This window comes from Cupriavidus sp. 8B (assembly GCF_054589115.1).
This window is the reverse complement of record NZ_BAAILO010000506.1, coordinates 46,285-66,903: the sequence shown is the minus strand read 5'-3', so window position 1 is coordinate 66,903 and position 20,619 is coordinate 46,285. Positions and strand designations below refer to the sequence as shown.

Below are 20,619 nucleotides of genomic sequence, written 5' to 3'. Positions count from 1 at the left end.
CTTGCTGTTTCTGAGAAGGCCGATTCATAATCTGCCCGTCCTGCCTGGGGGAATTTAGCCGACCACAAGTGGGGGAGTTTGAAGTGACCGTCCGGGCATGGCAAGTGGGTCGGGCATCGCGCCGGTAGCGCAGTGGCACTCGCATCCGGCGTGAAGTCGACGAGCAAATGCTCGACCATGCCGCCAATTCTGCCTACATTCCTACTGTCGCATGCGTTAGGTCGTGTTCTTCCGTCACTTCCTCGGCGGCCATCAACGAGCGCGACGGCTCGTCATGGCACCACTTTGCAAGTGTGACCCGGCCATTGCCCCGTGTGTTGGCGCCGCCAGCCGTCCGCTCCTGTATAAATGCCGGCTCAGTGATGAGCCGCGGTTGTGTATACGGATGTGGTGCCTGTCCGAAGTCAGCACACGATCAGAGCACGATCAGCGAGTCATTGATGTTGCCGCGCGTGGCATTCGAATAGGGGCAGAGCTGATGGCCCTTGTCGAACAGTGCCCGCGTGGCGGCCCGATCAAAGCCGGGGATGGAGATCTTCAGTTCCACGTCGATACCGAACCCCTGAGGCGGTGGGACCAATGGCAACAGCACCGTCGACGCGCGTAGCGGCCGGCAGCACGGCCTTCTGCTGGCCGGCTACGAAGCGCATTGCACCGATAAAGCATGCCGAGTATCCCGCGTCAAACATGGCGGAGTTGAACAGGCCCACACCCAAACTCGTAATCAAAGGCCACTACGGAGTCGCGTGCCACGCAGTAGAGTACGCCGCGCGGGCCGAATCGCAATCCTCGCGGCTGATGCAATCGGACATCATGCGGGGGGCTGAATACGCGGACAAGCTCACCGCTCGCTCCATCGTATTCCCGTATGGATGCAACGGCGTTTGGCGCTCCGAATGGGAATTCGCTCGAGACAAGCACGTTGCCGCCGGGGGCTACGGCCAAATCCAGAGGACTCACCTCGTCGTCGTCAATGAACTGAGTCGCTGTCAGCGACGGACCAGGGCCAAAGGCGAGGATGGTGTTTTGGCCTGCGCCGTCTGGGCCTATGCCGGAGGAAAGAAAGAGTCGCCCGTCGGCAGCGAACCCAAAGCCGCGCGGAAACGGAGCGATGCCGGGAGGAAGCACCCGAACCGGGTGGCCGTTCAGATCAGGGGAGAACGCCGCGATCGTCTTCTCCTATCGCAGACCGACATAGTAGCAGCCATCAGGTCCAACCACGCCGCCACCGGCATTCAGACCAGGAGTCGGCCGCTATCAAGAACGACTTTGCCTTCAGAATCGAGCGCCAGGATTCGGTCATCGCCACTATTCAGATACAGAAGCTTGCCGTCGGCGCTTGTGCACATGCCTCGGGGGTCAGCAATTCGGACGTCATTCGAAAACGCCCCTAGACATTGTCCATCCGCCGCGAACGCAAGCAGCGCGCCGAAGCCGTCGCCATTAGCGCCCGACGCGCTGGTCACGAGTAAGGGCAAGATCGTTCCCCTCTGCTAGCCCTCGGCATTCGGCGCGCCAGGTTTTTCGCACCGCCGCCGGATGCCGAGGAAGATGATGCTAAGTTCCTGAGTAGCCTGCATCGATACTCAGGAAGGCACAGGTCAGGCCAGGGCCACCGCGTCATAAGTGGGATAGTCGATGTAGCCTTGGGAGTCGCCGCCGTAGAACGTTGAACGGTCGTAGTGGGACAGCGGGACTCATGGCGTAGGCGCAGAGGCAGATCGGGGTTTGAAATAAACAACCGGCCGAACGCGACGAGGTCCGCTCCTCCCTCCGCGACGATCCGCTCGGCGCTGTCGCCGGTAAAGCCGCCCGCGACCATAAGGGTCCCCTTGAACCAGCGGCGAATGTCGCCAGACCAGACGGCGGCTTCGCCTGCGCCGATGTCGACGATACCCCTGACTCGTGGTTCGATCACATGCAGGTACGCAAGGTCATAAGCGTTCAGTTTCTCAGCAACGTACCGGAAGGTGCTGTGCGGATCACTGTCTGACATCGTGCCATATGTTTGCAAAAAGATGCGCGCACCTTTCGCGTGGACGGCGTCAACTACGCGTTTCCAGCCTTGGACGTGGGCCTCCGTATAAATGCCTGGTGCATCGACATAGGCGATGCCAAGGGGCGAGACGGCAGTCGCATCTGTGATAAGAAGCCCACCTTTTGTGGCCCGCTGCGTATAGTAGTCGACCATTAGATCACCAGGCACATTGTCGAGCTTAGTGCGCATACGGGTGAGTGGCGCGAGTACCACGCGATGTTCGACTTCGTAAGGTCCGACGGCTTTGCTGCTGAAAAGGTTCTTCATGGCTCCTGCTCCAGGAAATGAGTGACGGTGAAAACATAATCGTCGCAACTTCGATTGAGCAGAAGGGGCCGCAGGGCAATAACAGTCATTCCCGGGGGGAATGGGGTGGTATAGGTCCAATGCAGGGCACCGGGGACGGCACCCCTAAGCGCCGTTGTCCGCCCAAACTGGGCGGGCGCAGCGTTGCATGCGGGAAAGGCGTGAGTGCCCGCCGCTCACTGCCCGCTCTGTGGGAACAGTTCTGGGTAGACAGATTTCAATTGAGCAACGAAGCTCGTTTCGGAATACAGCCCCACGTGGATATCGACTAGTCGACCCGAGCCGTCGTAGAACAGCGTAGTCGGATAGGCCTTTACACCTACCTTCCTCGCAAAGGGGATATCAGGGTCGAATATTAAGTTCTTGATGCGCATATCATGTAGATGAAGGAACTCCAGTACGTCGTCTGGTGACTCTCCTTGATTTACGAACAACAGGTCCAAACGCGAATTTCTCGCTGTACATTCGCAAAAATCGGCATCTCTATTCTGCACGGCGGGCACCATGTCGCCCAGAGATTCGCTATGAGCGGCCTCCCGGTAGCCTTGAGCTTGTACGGCAAGCCGCCTTTGCCTGACAGCATCCCAATAAGCGCAACGAGCGCAACGAGAACACACGTGACTTCGCCAACCTTGAGAACTGGTTCTTCACCACCCATAGTGGTGCTCCGTTCTAGATAACTGACCTGCTACAGGACAGCTTTCTCAAACTGCAGAAGCCAGCCTGGCTTGTCGAGGAGGACGGCTCTCGGTTCGTCCTCCCCGGCTGCAGCGTCAGTTCGCTGGAGGGAAGTCCAGGTCCGTGTCGTTGACGCGATTGAACGTGTTTGTGAACACGGTCAGGGCGATCGTCAGCGCGATGTCCGCCAGTTGCGCATCGGTGTACCCCGCGCTGCGAATCGCGGTGAATTCCTCATTGCTGATGGTCCCGCTCGTTTCATGGATCGTTCGAACGAATCGAATCAGCGCGTCACGCTTCGCGTCGCCGGTGGACTGGCCGGCACGAATCCGGCGGACCGTTTCGGGTGACAGCCCGACCATCTTGCCAAGCATGACATGTGCGGCAACGCAGTAATCGCAACCGGTCAGCTCGCTGACTAGCAGCTTGATCGTCTCCAGGTCTTGCTTGCCAAGGCTGCCGGTTGCGAGAGCCCCTTCTGCGTTCAGTACTGCCTTGAGCGTGGCGGGCGCAATGTGACCGAGCGCTGCGAAAAGGTTTGGGACGCTACCGCCCGTCACCTGCTTGACCTGTGCGTAGACCGGACTTCAGCGGTGGCACCAACTGCTGAATCGATTGCTGGTACGGTAATACGGCTCATCATTGACTCCTGAAGAAATCGGTTGGGGAGGCTCTACTGTAGGCATACCGGATGAGCTTGCCGAGGCCTCATTGACTCATTAGAATGCTCCAAAGTATCGCTATCGCGGAATCGTGTCCCCCTAAAGATTGGCTGAGCAGACTGCTCGAAATCATGACTGTCACAGGTCAACTCGACGTCCGATGTGCCTACGGCTCGCCATGGCGCATCGTCTACGAGGAGTCCCAGCTGGGCGAAATTCCATACCATGTCGTGCTCAACGGCTCGGCGATTCTCGAAGGGCCGGCCAGCACCACACCAGTTGCTCTTCAGGCGGGCGATATGGTTCTATTGCCTCACGGTTCGGCACACACGCTCCACGACGGAAGTGGCCGCCTGGCCGTGCCCGCGCGCGTTCGAAGCGACATCAACGTTACGGTCAGTGAGAACGACGGCCAAGGGGAACGGCTCGACATGCTCTGCGGCCGCTTCTTTGTCGCCCCTCCACATGATCGGCTGGCGCGCGAGTTCCTACCGACAGCGCTTGTGGTCAGAGCATCGGCATCTGAACCGGGAGACGGCACGCGGGCGCGACTCACCAGCCTGATGGAACTGATGCGGGCTGAATCCCTAGGATTTCGCCTAGGCGGGCATGCGATGCTTAACGCGCTGTCGACGATGTTGTTTGCGCTGAGCATGCGTTTGGCGAGCGAATCGGACCAACCACCTACTGGTCTTCTGGGCTTGGCAGGGCACCCGCGGTTAGCGCCAGCGATTTCCGCGATCTTCAACGAGCCTGCGTTTCCGTGGACGGTGCCCGAGCTCGCGCAGCGCTGCAACATGTCGCGCGCGACGTTCATGCGGCAGTTCCAGCAAAGTTTCGGACGCACCGCCCATGACTTACTACTCGCCGTTCGAATGAGTTTGGCGGCAAACGCTCTAAAGAATCCCATTACGAAGACGGAGGCGGTTGCAGAAGCCGTCGGATATCAATCTGTCGCCGCATTCCGGCGAGCATTTACAGAGCTGCTGGGCATGACTCCCGCCCAGTGGCGTCGAACTATCGGGACTCAGTCGCATTCGGATGAGCGGGCAGAAGATGACGGTCTTCCTGTAGACGAGTCGACTGCAGCCGGGGACGAGCCAACGGAGTAGGTGAGCGGGACGTTCCCTCGCGGCGCCGGAAGAAGCAATCCGGCGCTGCGCAGTGACTGTGTCGCCGACACCGAAGCGGGCGAGCTTGCACTGACGGCCCTAGACCTGCGACCTTCCGACCGACGCTCCGCCGTCGACGAAAAGCGTCTGACCTGTGATGAACGAAGCGTCTTCTGACAACAGGAACTCGATTGCTGCCGCGATCTCATCGGGTTTGCCGAAGCGATTCATCGGCACACTAGAAAGAAATCGCTTCTCCCCAACACTTCCCGGCGGGCTGTTCTTCCGGAACAACTCCGTTTCCGTTGGCCCTGGGGCAACGGTGTTAACAGTAATCCCTGTGGTTGCGAGTTCTAGTGCCCAAGACCTCGAGAAGCTTATTAGGGCCGCTTTTGCTGCGGCGTATGCTGTCCGTTCGAACGCGCCCAAGACCGTCAGGCTCGAAATGTTGACGACACGCCCCCAGCCTGTCTCACGCATGCCCGGCAAAAGAGCCTGCATGGCCTGAACCGCTGGATGGAGGTTGGCGCCAAGGACGGCGTCGAGGTCTTCTATTTGCACCTCGCCGATTCGCTGTGGTTTGACCAGTCCCACGTTGTTCACAAGCCCGTCGAATTTGAAAGTACCTCTAAGCTCGCTGAGCGCAGCCTCGGTCTGTTGCAAGTCCGACAAGTCGACGGAAACCAAGTTGCCGGGAAACGATGCATCCGAGCTCCGAGCCAGGCCAACTACCTGGTGGCCTCGGCGAGCAAGACGATCGGCCAAAGAGCGGCCGATCCCTTTGCTGGCGCCTGTGATTAGGAAAGTACGTGTCTTCATGGGAGTCCTTCTTCAACTTGGAACTGGCCCACGAATCTTCCGCGCACGTGCTTCGGTCAACAAGACCGGCGGACTGAATAACAGTCATTCCCCAGTGGAATATCGACCCCTTTGTATGTGGCGCCCGCGATACAGAGATTAAGGCACGGCGAATATAGTCGCGACACCCCCGCCTTGCTACAGTGTAAAGCGGTACAGCCTTGCGCAAGTATCTTGGATGGAGTGACGTCATGGACGCCTCAACAGAAAACGTCCGTTCTGGGGACGATAGGAGAAACCAGAGATTTCCGGTCCTGACGCCGACGCAGATCGACCGGATGCATCGGTACGGCACTGTGCGCAGATTTCCCGCGGGGCAGGTCCTTTTTCACCAGGGCGATAGGAATATATCCACGTATGTCGTCGTGACCGGTTCCCTTGAAGTTGAGCGTTGCAACGCCCTCGAATCACGCAGTTTGGGGACACGCGGCCCGGGCATGTTCACCGGAGATATCGGCTCTCTAGTTGGGCGCGGAGCCGTAGCTACCGTTCGTGTAGAAACAGATTCGGAACTGCTGGTAATAGAGCCGGAGGGTATGCGCGAGCTTGTGATCTCAGAGGCCGACCTTAGCGAAATCATCATGCGGGCGTTCATTCTTCGTCGGGTATCGTTCATCGAAGATGAGGCGTCTGGGGGCGTGATCGTCATCGCCTCGCGGCATTCCGCAGGCGCGTTGCGGCTCAGAGAGTTTCTCTCTCGCAACAGCTATCCAGCGCTGTACCTGGACGCCGACAAGCAAGTCGAGGCGCGAACGCTAATGGAGCGGTTCCGTATCACGCCAGAAGATTTGCCGGCGGTCGTCACCCCGAAGGCCGAGGTCATGTGCCACCCGACAAACCGAGCCCTTGCTGACGCGATCGGGATGAGCCCGGAGTCTCTAAGCGGCAGACGCTTTGATCTCGCGGTCGTCGGAGCCGGGCCCGCAGGTCTCGCGGCAGCAGTTTATGGGGCCTCTGAGGGACTTCAGTCAGTTGTATTTGATTCCACCGCTCCGGGGGGACAAGCGGGAACAAGTTCGAAGATCGAGAATTACTTTGGCTTTCCAACGGGCATCTCGGGGCGCGCTCTTGCGGGTCGGGGGCTGGCGCAATCAAGAAAGTTCGGCGTGGAAGTCGCGGTGCCGGTGGCAGTGACTGCGCTCCGACGGGGCGGGAGCGAGTTTGTCCTCGAAGTCGACAATGGAGAACGTGTGACGGCACGTGCAGTGGTAATCGCAACGGGCGCACACTACAGGAAGCCGGAACTAATCAACCTCGCAGACTACGAAGGCAGGGGCGTCTATTACAACGCCTCATTTATGGAGGCTACCTATTGCGCGGGCGAGGAAGTCATTGTTGTCGGAGGAGGGAATTCCGCAGGCCAGGCCGCTGTCTTTCTCTCCGAGCACGCACGGCATGTGCATATCCTGGTTCGTTCTGCGGGACTCGCGGCGAGTATGTCTCACTATTTGATTCAGCGCATCAATGCCGCGCCAAATATCACTCTTCATGTTGAAACCGAGATCCGCGAGTTGATCGGTCAAGGGAAGCTGGAAGCGGTCCAGTGTCGGCACGGCAACGACCAACTTCGCACCTACGAAATAGGCCACGTTTTCCTTTTTCTCGGGGCTGAGCCGTGTACTGAATGGCTTGACGGCTGTGTCGCCCTTGATGACAAGCTTTTTGTCCTTACCGGGGCGCAAGTACCACAGGTGCGTTGGGCGCACGAGCGCTCACCGCTGCCAATGGAAACCAGTCTGCCCGGTGTGTTTGCTGTTGGCGACGTAAGAAGCGGCTCCGTCAAGCGGGTCGCCGCCGCCGTAGGGGAAGGCGCCGCGGCGGTCCAGTCCTTGCATCAGCTCTTCGCTGGTTGACTCTTCGCGCGCTGTACGGCGTGGTTTTAGCGCCGCTATGCGCTGAGCCCATTCCAGGTGGGCATGACTTATATGCCCACGACCCGGCTTCTGCATTCACCGCGGTTCCGTTACTGTCACCCCACAAAGCAGCATCCGTCGGCAAAACTTCCTGTTGTAGGACTCCAGGTGGCCGGGTCGTGCTGTAACGCGGACAACGAACAGGAAAGCAAATGGACATCGCGAACAAACGCGTGCTGATCACCGGCGGCTCTAGTGGTATCGGATTGGCTCTCGCAAGGGCGTTGGGGAAGTTGGGCGCGCGCGTACTGCTTGCCGCGCGCCAGGAAGAAGGCCTGCGCACGGCAAAGTCCCTCCTGGCCGGTGAGGGTGTGGATGTGGCGGCCGTCGCTGCAGACGTCACGCGGACCAGAGGGCGTGCAGTCATGCTGGAGGTGGCGCGACTCAAACTGGGTGGTATTGATCGGCTTGCGCGGCAAACCTCGCCCTTCAGAGGGTGTCGCAAAGGCGTCCACCGCAGTCCTTGGAATCGTGGAAGCGGTGCGCCGAGTTTGCCCTCATGGAATAACTGACATGAACAAGTAGGCGGCAAAGATCACGAGGTGAACCACGCCTTGCAGGATGGTAGAACGGCCCATGCCGAGGGTCAGCGTCAGCACGATCAGCGTCAGAAATAGCAGTACCATATCCTTGCCACCGAGCCCCAGTGCAAGCGGCTGGCCGGTCCAGATGAAGACAGCGGCGACCGTCGGAATCGTCAGGCCGATACTGGCTAGTGCTGAGCCCAGTGCCAGGTTCAGGCTTGTCTGGATGCGATCGCCGCGCGCCGCGCGCAATGCCGCCAGGCATTCGGGCAGCAGCACGAGCGCGGCAATCACGATACCAACCACGGCCGCCGGAGCGCCTGCGGAAAGTATGGCGTTCTCCACCGAAGGTGACAGCAACTTGGCGAGCCCCACAACTACCACCAGACAGACAATCAGCAGCACGCCACTTGCCAGCGCCACGCGCGCAGGCGGCGGCGGGAGGTGGTCGTTTTCATCCGAGCTTCCTTCCACCAGGAAGTAGTCGCGGTGGCGTACCGTCTGCACGAAGACGAAGCATCCGTACAGCACCAGCGACATCACGCCTGAAAAGCCCAGTTGCGCGGGCGTCAGCATCGGCCCTGGCGTGGAGCTCGTGTAGCTCGGCAACACCATTGTCAGCACCAGCAGCGCGGCCAGCACGGCCATGGCCGCGTTGGCGCCCGGCGCCTGGAAGGCCTGTTCGCGATGATGCAGGCCGCCTACGAACAGGCACAGCCCGACGATGCCGTTGCAGATGATCATCACGGCCGCAAACACGGTGTCGCGCGCAAGGCCGGCATTTTCCGGGCCGGACGAGAGCATGACCGAGACGATCAGCGCCACTTCGATGACCGTGATGGCAAGGGCCAACACCAACGTACCGAACGGCTCGCCGACCTTGTGGGCAACGACTTCGGCGTGATGAACGCTCGCAAAGACCGAGCCGGCTAGTGCGATGCCCATCAGCGCGATCAGCCAGCCTTGGCCGGACAGCAATGCGCCGGCAGCCAGCGTGACCAATGCGACACACGGCGCAACGATCGTCCATGCAGGCAATTTGCTGGATGTAAGCATCATCTCTGCATTCTCCTTCCGTTGTTGCTATTGATGCGGATGTCCGCACGGGGCCAACGGAGACCATCTGCGGTTGCAGTGCACAACAAGCATACCTTGTGGCAATGCCCTTCCCGTTACACAAAGGTGTTGGTAAGCGGGGCTTGACTGCCTAAAATCCCCTGTGGGCATTGGCTTGCAGGGAATTTTATTTGGCGAAGAATTTTTCGCAAGAAGACAATGTGGAACCACGAATGCTCGAGGAGACGGAAATGACCGTGCGTAAATTGTCTGCTGTTGGTTTAGCTGCGATGGCGCTCGCTTTTACCGGTGCGAGCGCGCAGCAGATGCAGGAATCGAAAGGCCAACAAGGACCAGAATCAACCCAGATTCCGAAAATGCCGTCGACCGCCGCTGAAGCTAAGGCCCTGATTGCCGAGCGTTTCAAGGCGGCGGACGTCGACCATGACGGGAAACTGACCCGCGAAGAAGCCAAGGCGGGTATGCCGGAGGTGTACAAGCGCTTTGACAAGATCGATGCCAGGAAGCGGGGTTACGTAACAGAACGTCAAATCGGTGCGTACTGGCAGGCGAAGACCAAGGAACAGATGCAGAAGGAGAATCCCATCTGGAACTGACCTGTTGCCCCGCTGGGATAACGGCCGAAACCGCTTCAGCATTCATGGGCGGGATTCAAGGGAGCAGATTGCTTCAGGCTGGACCGTAAACGCCGGGCCGATAGTGGACCAAAGTTCAGCCGCGCCCCCCTTTGCTGCCCGGCCGTGTGTCAGTCCGTCCTGGATTTGTGGCTACCGCCTTTCCTCGTCGGCGACACGATCGACATGACCTTCGGACAATACCTGCGGCGAGTGTGCCTCGGCGGGATTATTTCGATTCTGGTCATCGATCGCGAGCTTCTTTTTAGGGCCTCCCTGATTGCGATCAGGATCGTTGGATCTTGCGGCTGTGACTTGCCCTCTTGACCTTGGGTGCCACCGGTGGCGGCGGCAGGTCCCGCGGCGCTGCAAGGAGTTCGGCCTGCCCCGGCAGGCGCTCGGAATTGGCGCCAGACTGCGCACGGTCAAGCTGCGCGACCTGGTGCTTCAAGCTCTCGATCTGCTCCCACAGTGCGCGCGCCAGCCGGTTCTGCTCCAGCGCGATGGCGCGTACCGCGTCGGGATCGGCAGGAAGATCGGAGGGGGTCAGGACGCTAAGCACGCCGCCATAGTCCCCGGCTGCCGCAGCGCTTCCCTGGCCATATGCCGCATTTGCGCCTGAATCTTGGGGTGCCACCGCATTACCCCTTGTGCTCCGCCACTTCGAAACGCTACACCCGAAACGGCCCCCAAACCAGCGGGAAAATGCGCTCAATGATGAAAATCCCACCAGCGTCGCGACTTCCGACAGCGGCCGATCGTCGCTATCGATATACCGCTTCACCAAGTCCTCCCGCACACCGTCGACAATCGACAGATAGCTTTCGCCGTGATGCGCGAGGCGACTATATACGGTCCTGCGATCGACCCCCAGATGCTGCGCGACGCGACCCACGGAGCAGGTGCCCGATGGAAGCAGGGTGATGACGAGCTTCCTTACCTTGTCGGACATCGTCGCATTGGACTGAGCCAGCATCGCATCCAGGTACCGGCGCACCTGCAGCGCCATGACCGGATCGTAGGCCGGGATCGCGACTTCAAGATCGGACACCTGGCACACGAGACCATCAAAATCCTGCTTGAACAGAACTGGGGCCCCAAACACCCGCGCGTACATGGCGAGGCTGGCGGGAGCAGCATGTGTGAAGCAGATGGTACGAGGCCTCCACGTGGCGCCAAGAAGCGTGCTCAGCGTCCTGTGCACGACGCCCAGCACCAATTGCATCGCCTGCCGCATGGAGCCGGCGTAGCCGCCAAGCATGTCCTCCCGGATGATGACAATGCCCTCCGTTTCCTCGATGCGCATGTGGAGCGCTTCGTTCTGCAGCCGCAGATAGTGCGACGCCGAGTCGAGCGCCTTGCGAAGCGTGGGCTGCTCCTGCATCACAAAACCCAGCGGCCCAAGGTTGGAGAGTTGGCGGGTCTCCGCCATGCGCAGGCCAAGATCCTGGATGCCCGCGGCCTCGGCCGACGTCTCCAGCAGGCGCCCCACCGCCTCGGCTGGAATCATGGTGTCCGGGGCCAATAACGCAGACCGGTCAATTCCGGCATCACGCAAGTGCCGATAAGGATCAATACCAAAGGATCGCGCCACCTTGACGTAGTCGGTCAGGGCGGCACTGCGAACTAAGTAGGCCATAAGGTTTTCCCGGACTACCCAATATGTAAACTCAAACTCCCGGAATGTCAAATTGGCAATCCTCCCGTATCCGATACTTGCCTCCAGATACACGAGGCGCGCATAGGCGGCGCGCAATTCGAGACAGCCAAGGAGACGAGTAATGAGCGATAAGACGAGCGGCACCGCTACCCCGGTCTGCGATCAACTGCGCGCGACCGGTCACTGGAATCCGGCCTGGGATCCCATTGCGGAACTGGATCCCGCCTGGACAGAGAAATTCATGGCAATGGGCGCGCACACGGTGATGTCGGGCGTGCTGGAGCCGAAGGTGCTCGAATTCATCGCCATCGCGGTGGACGCGTCCTGCACCCATATGTATGCACCGGGCACGCGCCGTCACATCCGCAAGGCCCTCGACCTGGGCGCCACCAGGGCAGAGATTGCTGCCGTGCTGCAGGCGGTAAGTGTGCTTGGCATCCATACCAGCAGCCTGGGTGCACCGATTCTTCTGGAGGAACTGGCAGCCATCGAGCAGGCCAGGACGACCAGCACCCGGGCTGCCGCCTGAGTACCAATCCCCAATCTCCAATCCCTAATCCCTTCACCCACGAACTTCATCGAGGACGACAAGCCATGCATTTCCTAGACGACTCCCTGCTGCCCGAAAACCAGGAAAAACTCGTGATTCAGGTTGCGCCCTATGGGCCGCAATGGATTCCCAGCGACTCGGACGATATTCCGGTCACGATGGACGAGCAGATCCAGAAGGCGGTCGACTGCTACAACGCCGGCGCTACGGTGCTCCACGTGCATGTGCGCGAGGCTGACGGCAAGGGCAGCAAGCGCCTGTCCAATTTCAATGAGATGCTCGCCCGCCTGCGTGAAGCCGTGCCCAAGATGGTGCTGCAGGTCGGTGGCTCGATTTCCTTCGCGCCCGAGAACGAGGGCCAGGCGGCCAAGTGGATGAATGACGACACGCGTCACATGTTGGCTGAACTGGATCCCCGTCCAGACCAGGTGACGGTCGCGATCAACACCAGCCAGATGAATGTGATGGAGTTGATGACCGAGGCCGACATCGCCGGCACCTCGCTCACCAGCCCGGCGCTCCAGGCAGCCTACCGCGACATGATCGTGCCGTCCAATCCGTCGTGGCACGTCGAGCACATCAAGCGCCTGGTGGCCAACGGCATCCAGCCGCAATTCATGTTCGGAAACCTGCCGCAACTGGAGACGGTCGAGCGCCTGATCCGCAAGGGCGTTTACACCGGACCGCTGAATTTGAACTATGTGGCAATCGGCGGCGGCGCAGCCGGCCTGCACCCGGCCGACATGATCGAGTTCGCCCGACGCACGCCAGATGGTGCCGTGCTAACGCTGGAAACCCTGAATCGCAACGTGGTGCCAATGAACACCATGGCCATCGCGTTGGGCCTGCATGTGCGCGTCGGCATCGAGGACACGCTATTCGGCCCGGACGGCAAACGCGCGACCTCAGTGCAGCAGATCGAGAAGATGGTGCGCATTGCGCGTGAGCTCAACCGCGACATCGCCACCGGCGAGGATGCGCGTCGCATCTACCAGATCGGCACCCACTGGAAATCCACCGAGGAGACGCTGAAAGCCTTGGGCATGGTGCCCAACCGTGCGCCGGCGCAACGCGGCGTCCCTGTGCGCAAGGTAGCGTAAGCCGGGAAGTTCCGGACGGACTGCGGCAGCGTACCGTATTCCGTCCGGCCCGCGACAAATGATCCTGCGGTCTGGAGACATCTGATGTTCTGGAAAAAAAGCCCCTCTGCCGTTCTGGCAGCGTTGTTGACGATCCACCTGCTTGCGCACATCGATCGCAACATGCTGCTGGGATTCTCGCCGCAAATCATCAAGGATCTGGCGATCAACAATGCGCAATATGGATTCCTGGTCGGCGCGGTCTGGGTGCTGAGCTTCGGCGTCATGGCGATGTTGATGGGTATGCTCGCGGATCGCTTCAGCCGAACGCGGATCATCGCGGCCGGCGTGCTGATCTGGAGCGCATGCACCTGGGCTTCTGGCCATGCACAGACCTTCGAGCAAATGGCAATCGCGCGCTTCTTTGTCGCCAGCGGCGAGGCGGCTCTGGTGCCGGCCGCGGTGGGCTTGCTGGCCGAGCTGTTCTCCGAGAAGCGGCGCGGCACGGCGATGGGCTTGTTCTTCATGGGCATCCCCCTGGGCATCGGCTGCAGCTTCTTGCTGGCCGGCACCATTGGTGCCGGGCACGGCTGGCGCACGACCTTCTATGCCTTGGGCGTGATCGGCGTCGCCATCGCCGTACCGCTGGCGTTGCTGAAGGAAGATCGCGGCCAGCTCGCGCCGCAGGAACAGGGCGCGCCCGCCCTGCAACAAGGGCTCGCAGTACTTCGACTGATCAGGGGGCATCGTGCGCTTCGCTTCACCATTGCTGGCTTCGTGCTGACGCACATCGCTTTCGCCAGCCTCTCTTTTACGCAACTGTGGATGGTGAATGAGCGCGGCGTGGATGCCGCCGGCATCGCCACTCGCATCGGCGTGCTGCAACTGCTGTTCGGCACGCTCGGATCGGTGGTGGGTGGCGTCCTCAGCGACCGCATGGCGCGCATGCTACCTGGCGGACATGCCACGTTCATGACGCTGCTCGTCGCCATCTGCGCACCGTTCATCATCGCCTATCGTTTCGCCCATGCCGGCTCTGCACTGTTCTACATCGGCATGTGCGTGGGCTTCTTCCTGCCGCTGGCACTTTACGGGCCGGCAAATGCGGCTATCACGAACATGGCGCCGCAGAAAATGCGCTCGACGATCTCCGGCTTCACGATGCTGTGCATCAACGTCTTCGCGATCGCCATTGGCACCGTGGCCGTGGGCGCAGCGACAGACTATCTCATCGCAAATGGCACCACTGTGCCTCTGACACGCGTACTGCTGACCACGGATGTGCTGGCTATCGCTTCGGCAATGTTCTTCGCGCTGGCCGCGCGCGCCTCGTGCCAGCCGCCGGCCATCGACATGCAACCCCTGCAAACGACAAGGTAAGGAATCATGACGCAGAATCAAAGGAAAAATCTGGAGGGACGAGTCGCCCTGGTCACTGGCGCCGGTCGCGGCGTGGGTGGCGCTATTGCGATCGACCTCGCCATGGCGGGTGCGCACGTCGTGATCTGTGACATCGATATGCGTGCTCTCGAGCAAACGCGCGTGGCGGTGGAAGCGGCCGGCGCACAGTGCCTGGCGCTGCGCTGCGACGTGTCTTCGAGCAATGAAGTCGACAACATGTTCGCCGCTACCGTCGAACGCTTCGGCACGTTGCACATCCTGGTCAATAACGCTGCGCTCGTGCCGAACCGGCCGATCGACACCGAGCGCCGCAACAAGCACTACGCCTATATCACCTCCCCGGTGCCGCGTCAGTCGCTGGGCTTTACCAGCCAGATGAGCGACGAAGATTGGCATCGTTACTGGGACGTCAATGTGCACGGCTTGTTCTATTGCACTCGCGGAGCGCTCAGGCTGATGGAACCCCAGCGCGACGGCAAGATCATCAACATCGCATCGATTGCCGCTATCTCGGCGATGAGCGCGCACAGCCCGAACTACTGCGCGTCCAAAGGCGCGGTAGTCGCCTTCACCAAGTCGGTTGCTGCCGAAGTAGCCGGCGCCAATGTCTTTGTCAATGCCATGGCTCCAGGTGGTGTGGCAACTCCAGAATTTACGGGATATTTCGAGACCGCGGGTGAGGAAAAGCGCAACCAGTTCTGGCAGGTCGTCCCGGCTGGACGCCTGGGCACGATGCAGGAATACGCATCGACCGTAACCTACCTGGCCGGCGATCATTACCTGGTAGGCCAAGTGATCAGCCCCAACGGGGGAGTCGTGATCTAACCACGCACACAACCGAGCGAAGGCGCGCGCCTCGATTCCTTCATTGGATGTGCTCACCGGGTCTCTCTCAGACCGCGCCGCTATCGCTGCCTTTGCACATTTACATGCTGCCTGCCAGCGTCTACGATGCATTTACGCATTGTGCAGCAGATAGCTGCCGGCTCGGCGGAAGCTCAACGTCCGGCCAGCATCAGGTTCCAATCACAGATTTGCTTCGGATCGTCGTCCGACCCGGATTCGTACTCCGATGCGTTTGATGTGCCGGGGCGCTTTACCGTCACCCGGAGAGAGCAAGCCAGCACTTGCGAAGTGCCACCCGGAGGACTTTCGCCTCGGTCAGAGCATCGATTGCAACGGCGGGGGCACGTGCCGCGGGAAGGGCAGGTGATGGTTCGCTGCAACGTGATGCTTGCGCCCCGCAACTTGGGCTTCCCGACGCAGGCTATGGAGGAGCAGCGCCGATGAGTATCATCTGGCGTGCCACTGGTTTGCTCGTGGCGTCCATCACCCTCACCGCGCGCTACCTATTCCCGGGCCTGCTCAGAGACGCGGAGGCTGTGCTACGCAAACGCTTCGCCGTGTGGCGCGCTGCCACGCGGGGCACGGCAATGCGCCGTGCGACACCACGCCAGACACCGATCGGCAACGAGACCCCCAGTGTCCATGGCGGCAAGGCCGTCCAGTGGTTCGAGCGGCTGCGCCAGCCGCCTCGCGCACCCTCCCTGGATGTCGACGGCAAGCGCCTGAGCCAGACCGAAGGCGAGTTCTGCAGCGCATTGGAATTCCTGCCTATAGCGATCCTTGTGCTGAATCATGATGGCAATGTCTCGCTGGCAAACGAGGAGGTGGGCAAGCTTTTTGGCTATCGTCGCGAAGAGTTGCCGGGAATGGCCGCCTGCATGCTGATTCCGCGCTTTCCAATCAAGGACCATGATGTGTCGCATGGTAACGCGAACATGGTCGATCTCGGGTATGAAACCGGGAGGGGCGCCAGACGGGAACTCAAACTATGCGCGCGCCGCAAGGACGGTACAGAGTTCATCGCCGAGATCCGGTTCAATCGTCTTGGCTTCAGGAATGCCTATGCGGTGCTCGCCGTCGTCGATTCGAGCCAGCGACAGGAGCAACATCGCAAGCAGCAGGAGCTTGTGCACCTGACCCGCATATCCACCCTGGGGGAACTCACGGCATCGCTCGCGCACGAATTGAACCAGCCGCTCACGGCGATCCTGAGCAACGTGCAGGCCGCCCAGCGGTTCATGGCCGCGGATCCGATCGATCTCAACGAGGTGCGCGAGATACTGAAGGATATCGTTCAGGACGACAAGCGGGCGAGCGAAGTGATTCGCCGCATTCGTGCACTGGTCAAGAAGAGCGAGCTCGAGATCGTGCCGCTGGAACTTGGCAGCGTCGTGCGTGACGCGGTGCAGCTACTGCATAGCGATGCCATCGTGCGCGGCATCGACGTGGCACTGCGCGTTGAAGCCGGCCTGCCGATGGTGCCCGGCGACCGGGTCCAGTTGCAACAGGTGTTGCTCAATCTGCTACTGAATGCGTTCGACGCGATGGAGAACTGCCTGTTGCATGATCGCAAGGTCGCCATCTGCGTAGAGAAGGACAGCCCTGGCATGGTGCGCGTGAATGTGCGTGACAACGGATGCGGACTGAGTGACGACAAGTTCGGCGAGATATTCAAGGCTTTCATGACTTCGAAGAAAGACGGCCTTGGCCTCGGGCTCTCGATCAGCAGATCGATCGTCGAGATGCATGGGGGGCGTATCTGGGCCGAGAACAATGCCGGGCAGGGGGCGACGTTTTCCTTCATCTTGCCGACGTTGGTCAGGCCCGTGGCAAGCCATGCTGGCGAAGCGCCATGAGCGGCCCCTGTCCTGTCATCTATCTGGTGGACGACGACGATTCGGTGCGGCGCGCGCTCACGCGCTTGATCCAGTCCGCGGGGTACCAGGTACAGGCATACGATTCCGCACGCGCATTTCTTCAACGTGATGGCGCCACGGACCAGCACGCCTGCCTGGTGCTGGACATGCGACTGCCCGATCTCAGCGGGCTCGAGCTGCAGCGCGAGCTTAATGCGGCGAGTCCGGCGCTTCCGATCATCTTTATCAGTGGGTATGGCGATATCCCGATGACCGTGAGCGCGCTGAGGGCCGGCGCATCCGACTTCCTGCCAAAGCCGGTGGAGGGCCGTGACCTGCTGCGCGCGATCGCACAGGCGCTTGACCGCGCGATCGAGGCAAGGGAGAGCCGGCAGGAGGTCGAGTCCATCCGCAGTCGCCTGGGGCGGCTCACGCCCCGGGAGCGGGACGTCATGGCGCTGGTCGTGACAGGTTTGCTGAACAAGCAGATTGCCTGCGAGCTTGGCACCGTCGAGAAGACCGTCAAGGTGCACCGGGCGCGAGTGATGGAAAAGATGGAAGCACATTCACTCGCCGAACTAGTCCGGATCGCCGACAAGGCCCGCCTGGCCGGTTCTGACCTCAAAGCCCCGCGGCGCTGAGGCATGGCAGGTCGCCCGCTTGGACCAAGGTCCAATAGCCGCATTTCCCAGGCTCCCTTACTCTTCAGTTGGTAGGGCATTCCTTCGGGAGAATCGCTATCAGCGGGATCATGCACAATGAGCAAAGTCAAGCCATTCGTCGCTATCGTCGATGACGATGAATCGGTGGGCCGGGCCATCAAACGACTATTGCGCTCCATCGGCATGCAGGCCGACGCGTTTGCCAGTGGTGAGGCGTTCCTCGAACTCGTTTCCTCACTGCCCTCGTATCGCCCGGACTGCGTGATTCTCGATATCCAGATGCCGGGCCTGAACGGGCTCGAAGTGCAGCAGCGCCTGGCGGGCAGCGGCATGCCGGTGATCTTCATCACCGCGTACGACGACATTGCCGTGCGCGAACAGGCGCTGGCGGCTGGCGCTGCGGCTTACCTGCGCAAGCCCTTCAACGACGAACTCTTCGTCAGGACCGTACGCAGCGCCCTTGGCTTGGGCCCGCCGCCCTGACCGGGGAGAGGCGATGGGACCGCTATGGGACCAAAGGCCAATTGCCTTAAGCGCAAGCCAAAGCCAATATTGAATTCACGGCAAGCGGATTCGATACAGGCTTGCAGTTCACTCATGCGTTGGTACTCGACAAAAGGAGCGCGCATCATGATCAAGTACGTCCGTAGCATGCTATTCATCCCCATCTTGCTCGTCGCGGCAGCATGCTCGACCTCCGACAACACCATGTCCGGGTCCGCATCCAGCACGAGCGCCGCGTCGTCAAGCGAGAACAGCAAGCTGGACAAGGACGCGCGCGCGGCGCTACAGCAACTGCTTTCGACCAACCCGAAGGCCACTGAAATCAACGAGAAGGCTGTTGCCATCCTGGTCTTCCCGGACATCTTCAAGGCGGGCCTCATCGTGGGTGCGCAAGGCGGAAACGGCGTGTTGCTCAGCCGCGACGGGAAGACGCTCGGCTATTACAACGCCACCGCGCTTTCCTATGGTCTGCAGGCCGGTGCGCAGTCGTTCGGGGAATCGCTGTTTTTCATGAGCGAATCGGCGCTGGCCTACCTGTACAAGAGTGACGGATGGTCGGTAGGTGTCGGTCCGAGCGTTGTCGTCATGGATGCGGGTACGGCCAAATCGATGACCACGACGACGCTGCAATCCGACATCTATGCGTTCATCTTTGACCAAAAAGGCTTGATGGCCGGGTTGGGCTTGCAAGGCCAGAAAATCACGAGGCTGAATCGCTAAGACATCGATGATGCTCGACAGGCTTGCGCATCAGGCGTGAGGGTAGTCTCTGCCCGGTCTTGCCGTGGGCGCGATCTGCCCGGGTGCCAGCCGGCGAGACCCTCCGTCGCGGATCGGAGCGTGGCGGCGGTCGCTTGGCATGAACTGCCAGGAATGGACGTCCGGCCGCCGGCATGGCTCCCGTTCCGCCCGCCTGACGTAAGGCAGGGCAGGCCGACGCCTGCATGCCGATGTGGGTTCGAACAGCGGTCCCGCGGAGACTCCCATGGTGAATCCATCGTTCCAGACCAGGACGGGTTCCTCGCTCGGTGGGCATGGGCAGGCATGCCTTGCCGGTGCCCGGTGGGCGCTTGCTGCCGCAGTGGTTGTCACGCTCGCCGGATGCGGCAAGCCGGCCGGCCTGCCGCCGCGGGAGCCGCCGGAAGTCACCGTGATGACGGTGAGCGCGCACGATACGCCGATTTCGTTCGAGTTTGTCGCGCAGACCCAGAGCTCGCGCGAAGTCGAGATTCGGGCGCGGGTGGAGGGGTTTCTCGAGAAACGGCTCTACACCGAAGGCCAGCTGGTGCGGGCTGGCCAGACCATGTTCCAGATGGATCGCAAGCCATTCGAAGCCGCCCTCCAGACCGCAAAGGGGCAGCTCGCGCAACAGCAGGCGCGGCTGACCGTGACCAGGGCCAACCTGGCGCGGGTCAAGCCGCTGGCCGAGCAACACGCAGTCAGCCTGAAGGACCTCGACGATGCGATCGGCAGCGAGCGCGAGGCGCAGGCCGCGGTGATCGCGGCGCAAGGGCAGGTCCAGACTGCGCAACTCAACCTGAGTTACACCACCATCGCCACCCCCCTCAGCGGCGTGTCAAGCTATGCGCGCAAGCAGGACGGCAGCTACGTCACGCCAGGAGAGTCCGGCCTGCTGACCTACGTGTCCCAGCTTGACCCGATGTGGGTCAACTTCAGCATTTCCGAGAACGAGGTACTGCGCTACCGCGATCAGATCGCCAAGGGACTGCTGCAGTTTCCCGCGAGCAACGATTTCGAGGTGGAGATCATTCTCGCCGACGGTTCGATATTGCCGACCCGGGGCCACATCAACTTTGCCGACCCGTCTTACAGCAAGGAAACCGGCACCTTTCTGGTGCGCTCGGTGCTGCCTAACGCGCAAGGAACGCTGCGTCCCGGGCAGTTCGTGCGGGCACGGGTGCTAGGGGCGAGCAAGCCCAATGCGATCCTGGTGCCGCAGCGCGCAGTGCTGCAGGGTGCCAAGAGCCATTTCGTCTGGGTGATCGACGCGGATGGCAAGCAGGCCAGGCAGCGGGTGGTGGATGTAGGCGAATGGCACGGTGCCGACTGGTTCATCGAGCAAGGCTTGCGCGCCGGCGAGCGCATTGTGGTAGACGGCGCGATCCGTGTCGCCGCTGGCGCGCCACTCAAGATCACCGGGGCACCTGCGGCCTCAACCGGCGGTAGCACGCAGCCAGCCCGGAAGGCAGCGGGCGCGGTGCCGGCCGAGAATCAGGTGGCGGGGTCTGCCAAGCCAGACCCGGCCCAGAAGCCGTAAC

18 protein-coding genes and 2 pseudogenes are annotated in these 20,619 nt (G+C 61.0%); 13 read left to right on the top strand and 7 right to left on the bottom strand.

Translation table 11 applies throughout. From position 1 onward, the window contains the following. Window positions 1–415: 415 nt before the first annotated feature. The 4 genes and pseudogenes from ACYP5B_RS45930 to ACYP5B_RS45915 all read right to left on the bottom strand — a co-directional run. On the bottom strand, window positions 416–547 hold the full coding sequence (locus ACYP5B_RS45930; RefSeq protein ID WP_459574013.1) for a hypothetical protein: 132 nt from the start codon (window positions 545–547) through the stop codon (window positions 416–418). 1,054 nt (window positions 548–1,601) lie between these two features. Continuing rightward, a pseudogene (locus tag ACYP5B_RS45925) lies at window positions 1,602–2,305 on the bottom strand (oxidoreductase). Between the two features lie 812 nt (window positions 2,306–3,117). Beyond that, on the bottom strand, window positions 3,118–3,396 hold the full coding sequence (locus tag ACYP5B_RS45920) for a carboxymuconolactone decarboxylase family protein (protein ID WP_459574018.1): 279 nt from the start codon (window positions 3,394–3,396) through the stop codon (window positions 3,118–3,120). Window positions 3,397–3,402: 6 nt separating this feature from the next. Continuing rightward, window positions 3,403–3,582, bottom strand: a pseudogene (locus ACYP5B_RS45915) (carboxymuconolactone decarboxylase family protein); the annotation flags it as partial. 164 nt (window positions 3,583–3,746) lie between these two features. On the opposite strand from ACYP5B_RS45915, the gene ACYP5B_RS45910 reads away from it, so the two are divergent. Continuing rightward, the gene (locus ACYP5B_RS45910; protein WP_459574012.1) at window positions 3,747–4,796 is read left to right on the top strand and encodes a cupin domain-containing protein; all 1,050 of its coding nucleotides are present in this window, start codon (window positions 3,747–3,749) and stop codon (window positions 4,794–4,796) included. Between the two features lie 99 nt (window positions 4,797–4,895). On the opposite strand, the gene ACYP5B_RS45905 is transcribed toward ACYP5B_RS45910, so the two are convergent. After that, window positions 4,896–5,615 (bottom strand): SDR family oxidoreductase, encoded by a 720-nt coding sequence (locus ACYP5B_RS45905; protein ID WP_459574011.1) that lies wholly within the window; start codon window positions 5,613–5,615, stop codon window positions 4,896–4,898. A gap of 230 nt (window positions 5,616–5,845) precedes the next feature. Here ACYP5B_RS45905 and ACYP5B_RS45900 point away from each other — a divergent pair, with 230 nt between their 5' ends. Beyond that, window positions 5,846–7,507 (top strand): FAD-dependent oxidoreductase, encoded by a 1,662-nt coding sequence (locus ACYP5B_RS45900; protein WP_459574010.1) that lies wholly within the window; start codon window positions 5,846–5,848, stop codon window positions 7,505–7,507. 212 nt (window positions 7,508–7,719) lie between these two features. Further along, the gene (locus ACYP5B_RS45895) at window positions 7,720–8,079 is read left to right on the top strand and encodes an SDR family NAD(P)-dependent oxidoreductase (RefSeq protein ID WP_400100182.1); all 360 of its coding nucleotides are present in this window, start codon (window positions 7,720–7,722) and stop codon (window positions 8,077–8,079) included. Here the strand turns inward: ACYP5B_RS45895 and ACYP5B_RS45890 are convergent. Then, window positions 8,065–9,150: a calcium:cation antiporter gene (locus ACYP5B_RS45890; RefSeq protein ID WP_400100180.1), complete on the bottom strand. Its 1,086-nt coding sequence runs from the start codon at window positions 9,148–9,150 to the stop codon at window positions 8,065–8,067. The two genes, ACYP5B_RS45895 and ACYP5B_RS45890, sit on opposite strands and share 15 nt — an antisense overlap. A 248-nt stretch (window positions 9,151–9,398) precedes the next feature. On the opposite strand from ACYP5B_RS45890, the gene ACYP5B_RS45885 reads away from it, so the two are divergent. Then, window positions 9,399–9,764 (top strand): CREC-EF hand family protein, encoded by a 366-nt coding sequence (locus ACYP5B_RS45885; protein WP_400100178.1) that lies wholly within the window; start codon window positions 9,399–9,401, stop codon window positions 9,762–9,764. Window positions 9,765–10,068: 304 nt separating this feature from the next. Here ACYP5B_RS45885 and ACYP5B_RS45880 read toward each other — a convergent pair whose 3' ends face one another. After that, window positions 10,069–11,421: an AraC family transcriptional regulator ligand-binding domain-containing protein gene (locus tag ACYP5B_RS45880; protein ID WP_459574009.1), complete on the bottom strand. Its 1,353-nt coding sequence runs from the start codon at window positions 11,419–11,421 to the stop codon at window positions 10,069–10,071. A 142-nt stretch (window positions 11,422–11,563) separates the two neighbouring features. On the opposite strand from ACYP5B_RS45880, the gene ACYP5B_RS45875 reads away from it, so the two are divergent. The 9 genes from ACYP5B_RS45875 to ACYP5B_RS45835 all read left to right on the top strand — a co-directional run bounded on the left by ACYP5B_RS45875 (window position 11,564) and on the right by ACYP5B_RS45835 (window position 20,618). After that, window positions 11,564–11,971, top strand: coding sequence for a carboxymuconolactone decarboxylase family protein (locus tag ACYP5B_RS45875; RefSeq protein WP_318234205.1), 408 nt, complete (start codon window positions 11,564–11,566; stop codon window positions 11,969–11,971). A gap of 65 nt (window positions 11,972–12,036) precedes the next feature. Beyond that, window positions 12,037–13,092: a beta-keto acid cleavage family enzyme gene (locus ACYP5B_RS45870; RefSeq protein ID WP_400100176.1), complete on the top strand. Its 1,056-nt coding sequence runs from the start codon at window positions 12,037–12,039 to the stop codon at window positions 13,090–13,092. Window positions 13,093–13,176: 84 nt separating this feature from the next. Next, entirely contained in the window at window positions 13,177–14,451 is a 1,275-nt protein-coding gene (locus tag ACYP5B_RS45865) for an MFS transporter (RefSeq protein WP_459574008.1), read from the top strand. 6 nt (window positions 14,452–14,457) lie between these two features. Further along, window positions 14,458–15,297 (top strand): SDR family NAD(P)-dependent oxidoreductase, encoded by an 840-nt coding sequence (locus ACYP5B_RS45860; protein ID WP_459574007.1) that lies wholly within the window; start codon window positions 14,458–14,460, stop codon window positions 15,295–15,297. Window positions 15,298–15,758: 461 nt separating this feature from the next. After that, window positions 15,759–17,174 (top strand): PAS domain-containing sensor histidine kinase, encoded by a 1,416-nt coding sequence (locus ACYP5B_RS45855; RefSeq protein WP_459574006.1) that lies wholly within the window; start codon window positions 15,759–15,761, stop codon window positions 17,172–17,174. Further along, window positions 17,171–17,815 carry a response regulator transcription factor gene (locus tag ACYP5B_RS45850; RefSeq protein WP_459574005.1) on the top strand — a complete coding sequence of 215 codons (645 nt, stop codon included), beginning with the start codon at window positions 17,171–17,173 and terminating at the stop codon, window positions 17,813–17,815. Before ACYP5B_RS45855 ends, ACYP5B_RS45850 begins: the two co-directional genes overlap by 4 nt. 117 nt (window positions 17,816–17,932) lie before the next feature. Beyond that, a complete protein-coding gene (locus ACYP5B_RS45845; RefSeq protein WP_017225663.1) occupies window positions 17,933–18,319 on the top strand; it encodes a response regulator transcription factor in 387 nt (128 codons plus the stop codon). 147 nt (window positions 18,320–18,466) lie between these two features. Further along, window positions 18,467–19,060, top strand: coding sequence for a lipid-binding SYLF domain-containing protein (locus tag ACYP5B_RS45840; RefSeq protein ID WP_400100166.1), 594 nt, complete (start codon window positions 18,467–18,469; stop codon window positions 19,058–19,060). A gap of 265 nt (window positions 19,061–19,325) precedes the next feature. Further along, complete coding sequence (locus ACYP5B_RS45835) at window positions 19,326–20,618, top strand: efflux RND transporter periplasmic adaptor subunit (RefSeq protein ID WP_459574004.1); 1,293 nt, start codon at window positions 19,326–19,328, stop codon at window positions 20,616–20,618. Window position 20,619 lies beyond the last annotated feature (1 nt).

Bases quoted from the DNA above. Each gene is read 5' to 3' on its own strand.
- ACYP5B_RS45920 (WP_459574018.1), bottom strand. From the start codon at position 3,396: ATGCTTGGCAAGATGGTCGGGCTGTCACCCGAAACGGTCCGCCGGATT.
- ACYP5B_RS45910 (WP_459574012.1), top strand. From the start codon at position 3,747: ATGCTCCAAAGTATCGCTATCGCGGAATCGTGTCCCCCTAAAGATTGG.
- ACYP5B_RS45905 (WP_459574011.1), bottom strand. From the start codon at position 5,615: ATGAAGACACGTACTTTCCTAATCACAGGCGCCAGCAAAGGGATCGGC.
- ACYP5B_RS45900 (WP_459574010.1), top strand. From the start codon at position 5,846: ATGGACGCCTCAACAGAAAACGTCCGTTCTGGGGACGATAGGAGAAAC.
- ACYP5B_RS45895 (WP_400100182.1), top strand. From the start codon at position 7,720: ATGGACATCGCGAACAAACGCGTGCTGATCACCGGCGGCTCTAGTGGT.
- ACYP5B_RS45890 (WP_400100180.1), bottom strand. From the start codon at position 9,150: ATGATGCTTACATCCAGCAAATTGCCTGCATGGACGATCGTTGCGCCG.
- ACYP5B_RS45885 (WP_400100178.1), top strand. From the start codon at position 9,399: ATGACCGTGCGTAAATTGTCTGCTGTTGGTTTAGCTGCGATGGCGCTC.
- ACYP5B_RS45880 (WP_459574009.1), bottom strand. From the start codon at position 11,421: ATGGCCTACTTAGTTCGCAGTGCCGCCCTGACCGACTACGTCAAGGTG.
- ACYP5B_RS45875 (WP_318234205.1), top strand. From the start codon at position 11,564: ATGAGCGATAAGACGAGCGGCACCGCTACCCCGGTCTGCGATCAACTG.
- ACYP5B_RS45870 (WP_400100176.1), top strand. From the start codon at position 12,037: ATGCATTTCCTAGACGACTCCCTGCTGCCCGAAAACCAGGAAAAACTC.
- ACYP5B_RS45865 (WP_459574008.1), top strand. From the start codon at position 13,177: ATGTTCTGGAAAAAAAGCCCCTCTGCCGTTCTGGCAGCGTTGTTGACG.
- ACYP5B_RS45860 (WP_459574007.1), top strand. From the start codon at position 14,458: ATGACGCAGAATCAAAGGAAAAATCTGGAGGGACGAGTCGCCCTGGTC.
- ACYP5B_RS45855 (WP_459574006.1), top strand. From the start codon at position 15,759: ATGAGTATCATCTGGCGTGCCACTGGTTTGCTCGTGGCGTCCATCACC.
- ACYP5B_RS45850 (WP_459574005.1), top strand. From the start codon at position 17,171: ATGAGCGGCCCCTGTCCTGTCATCTATCTGGTGGACGACGACGATTCG.
- ACYP5B_RS45845 (WP_017225663.1), top strand. From the start codon at position 17,933: ATGAGCAAAGTCAAGCCATTCGTCGCTATCGTCGATGACGATGAATCG.
- ACYP5B_RS45840 (WP_400100166.1), top strand. From the start codon at position 18,467: ATGATCAAGTACGTCCGTAGCATGCTATTCATCCCCATCTTGCTCGTC.
- ACYP5B_RS45835 (WP_459574004.1), top strand. From the start codon at position 19,326: ATGGTGAATCCATCGTTCCAGACCAGGACGGGTTCCTCGCTCGGTGGG.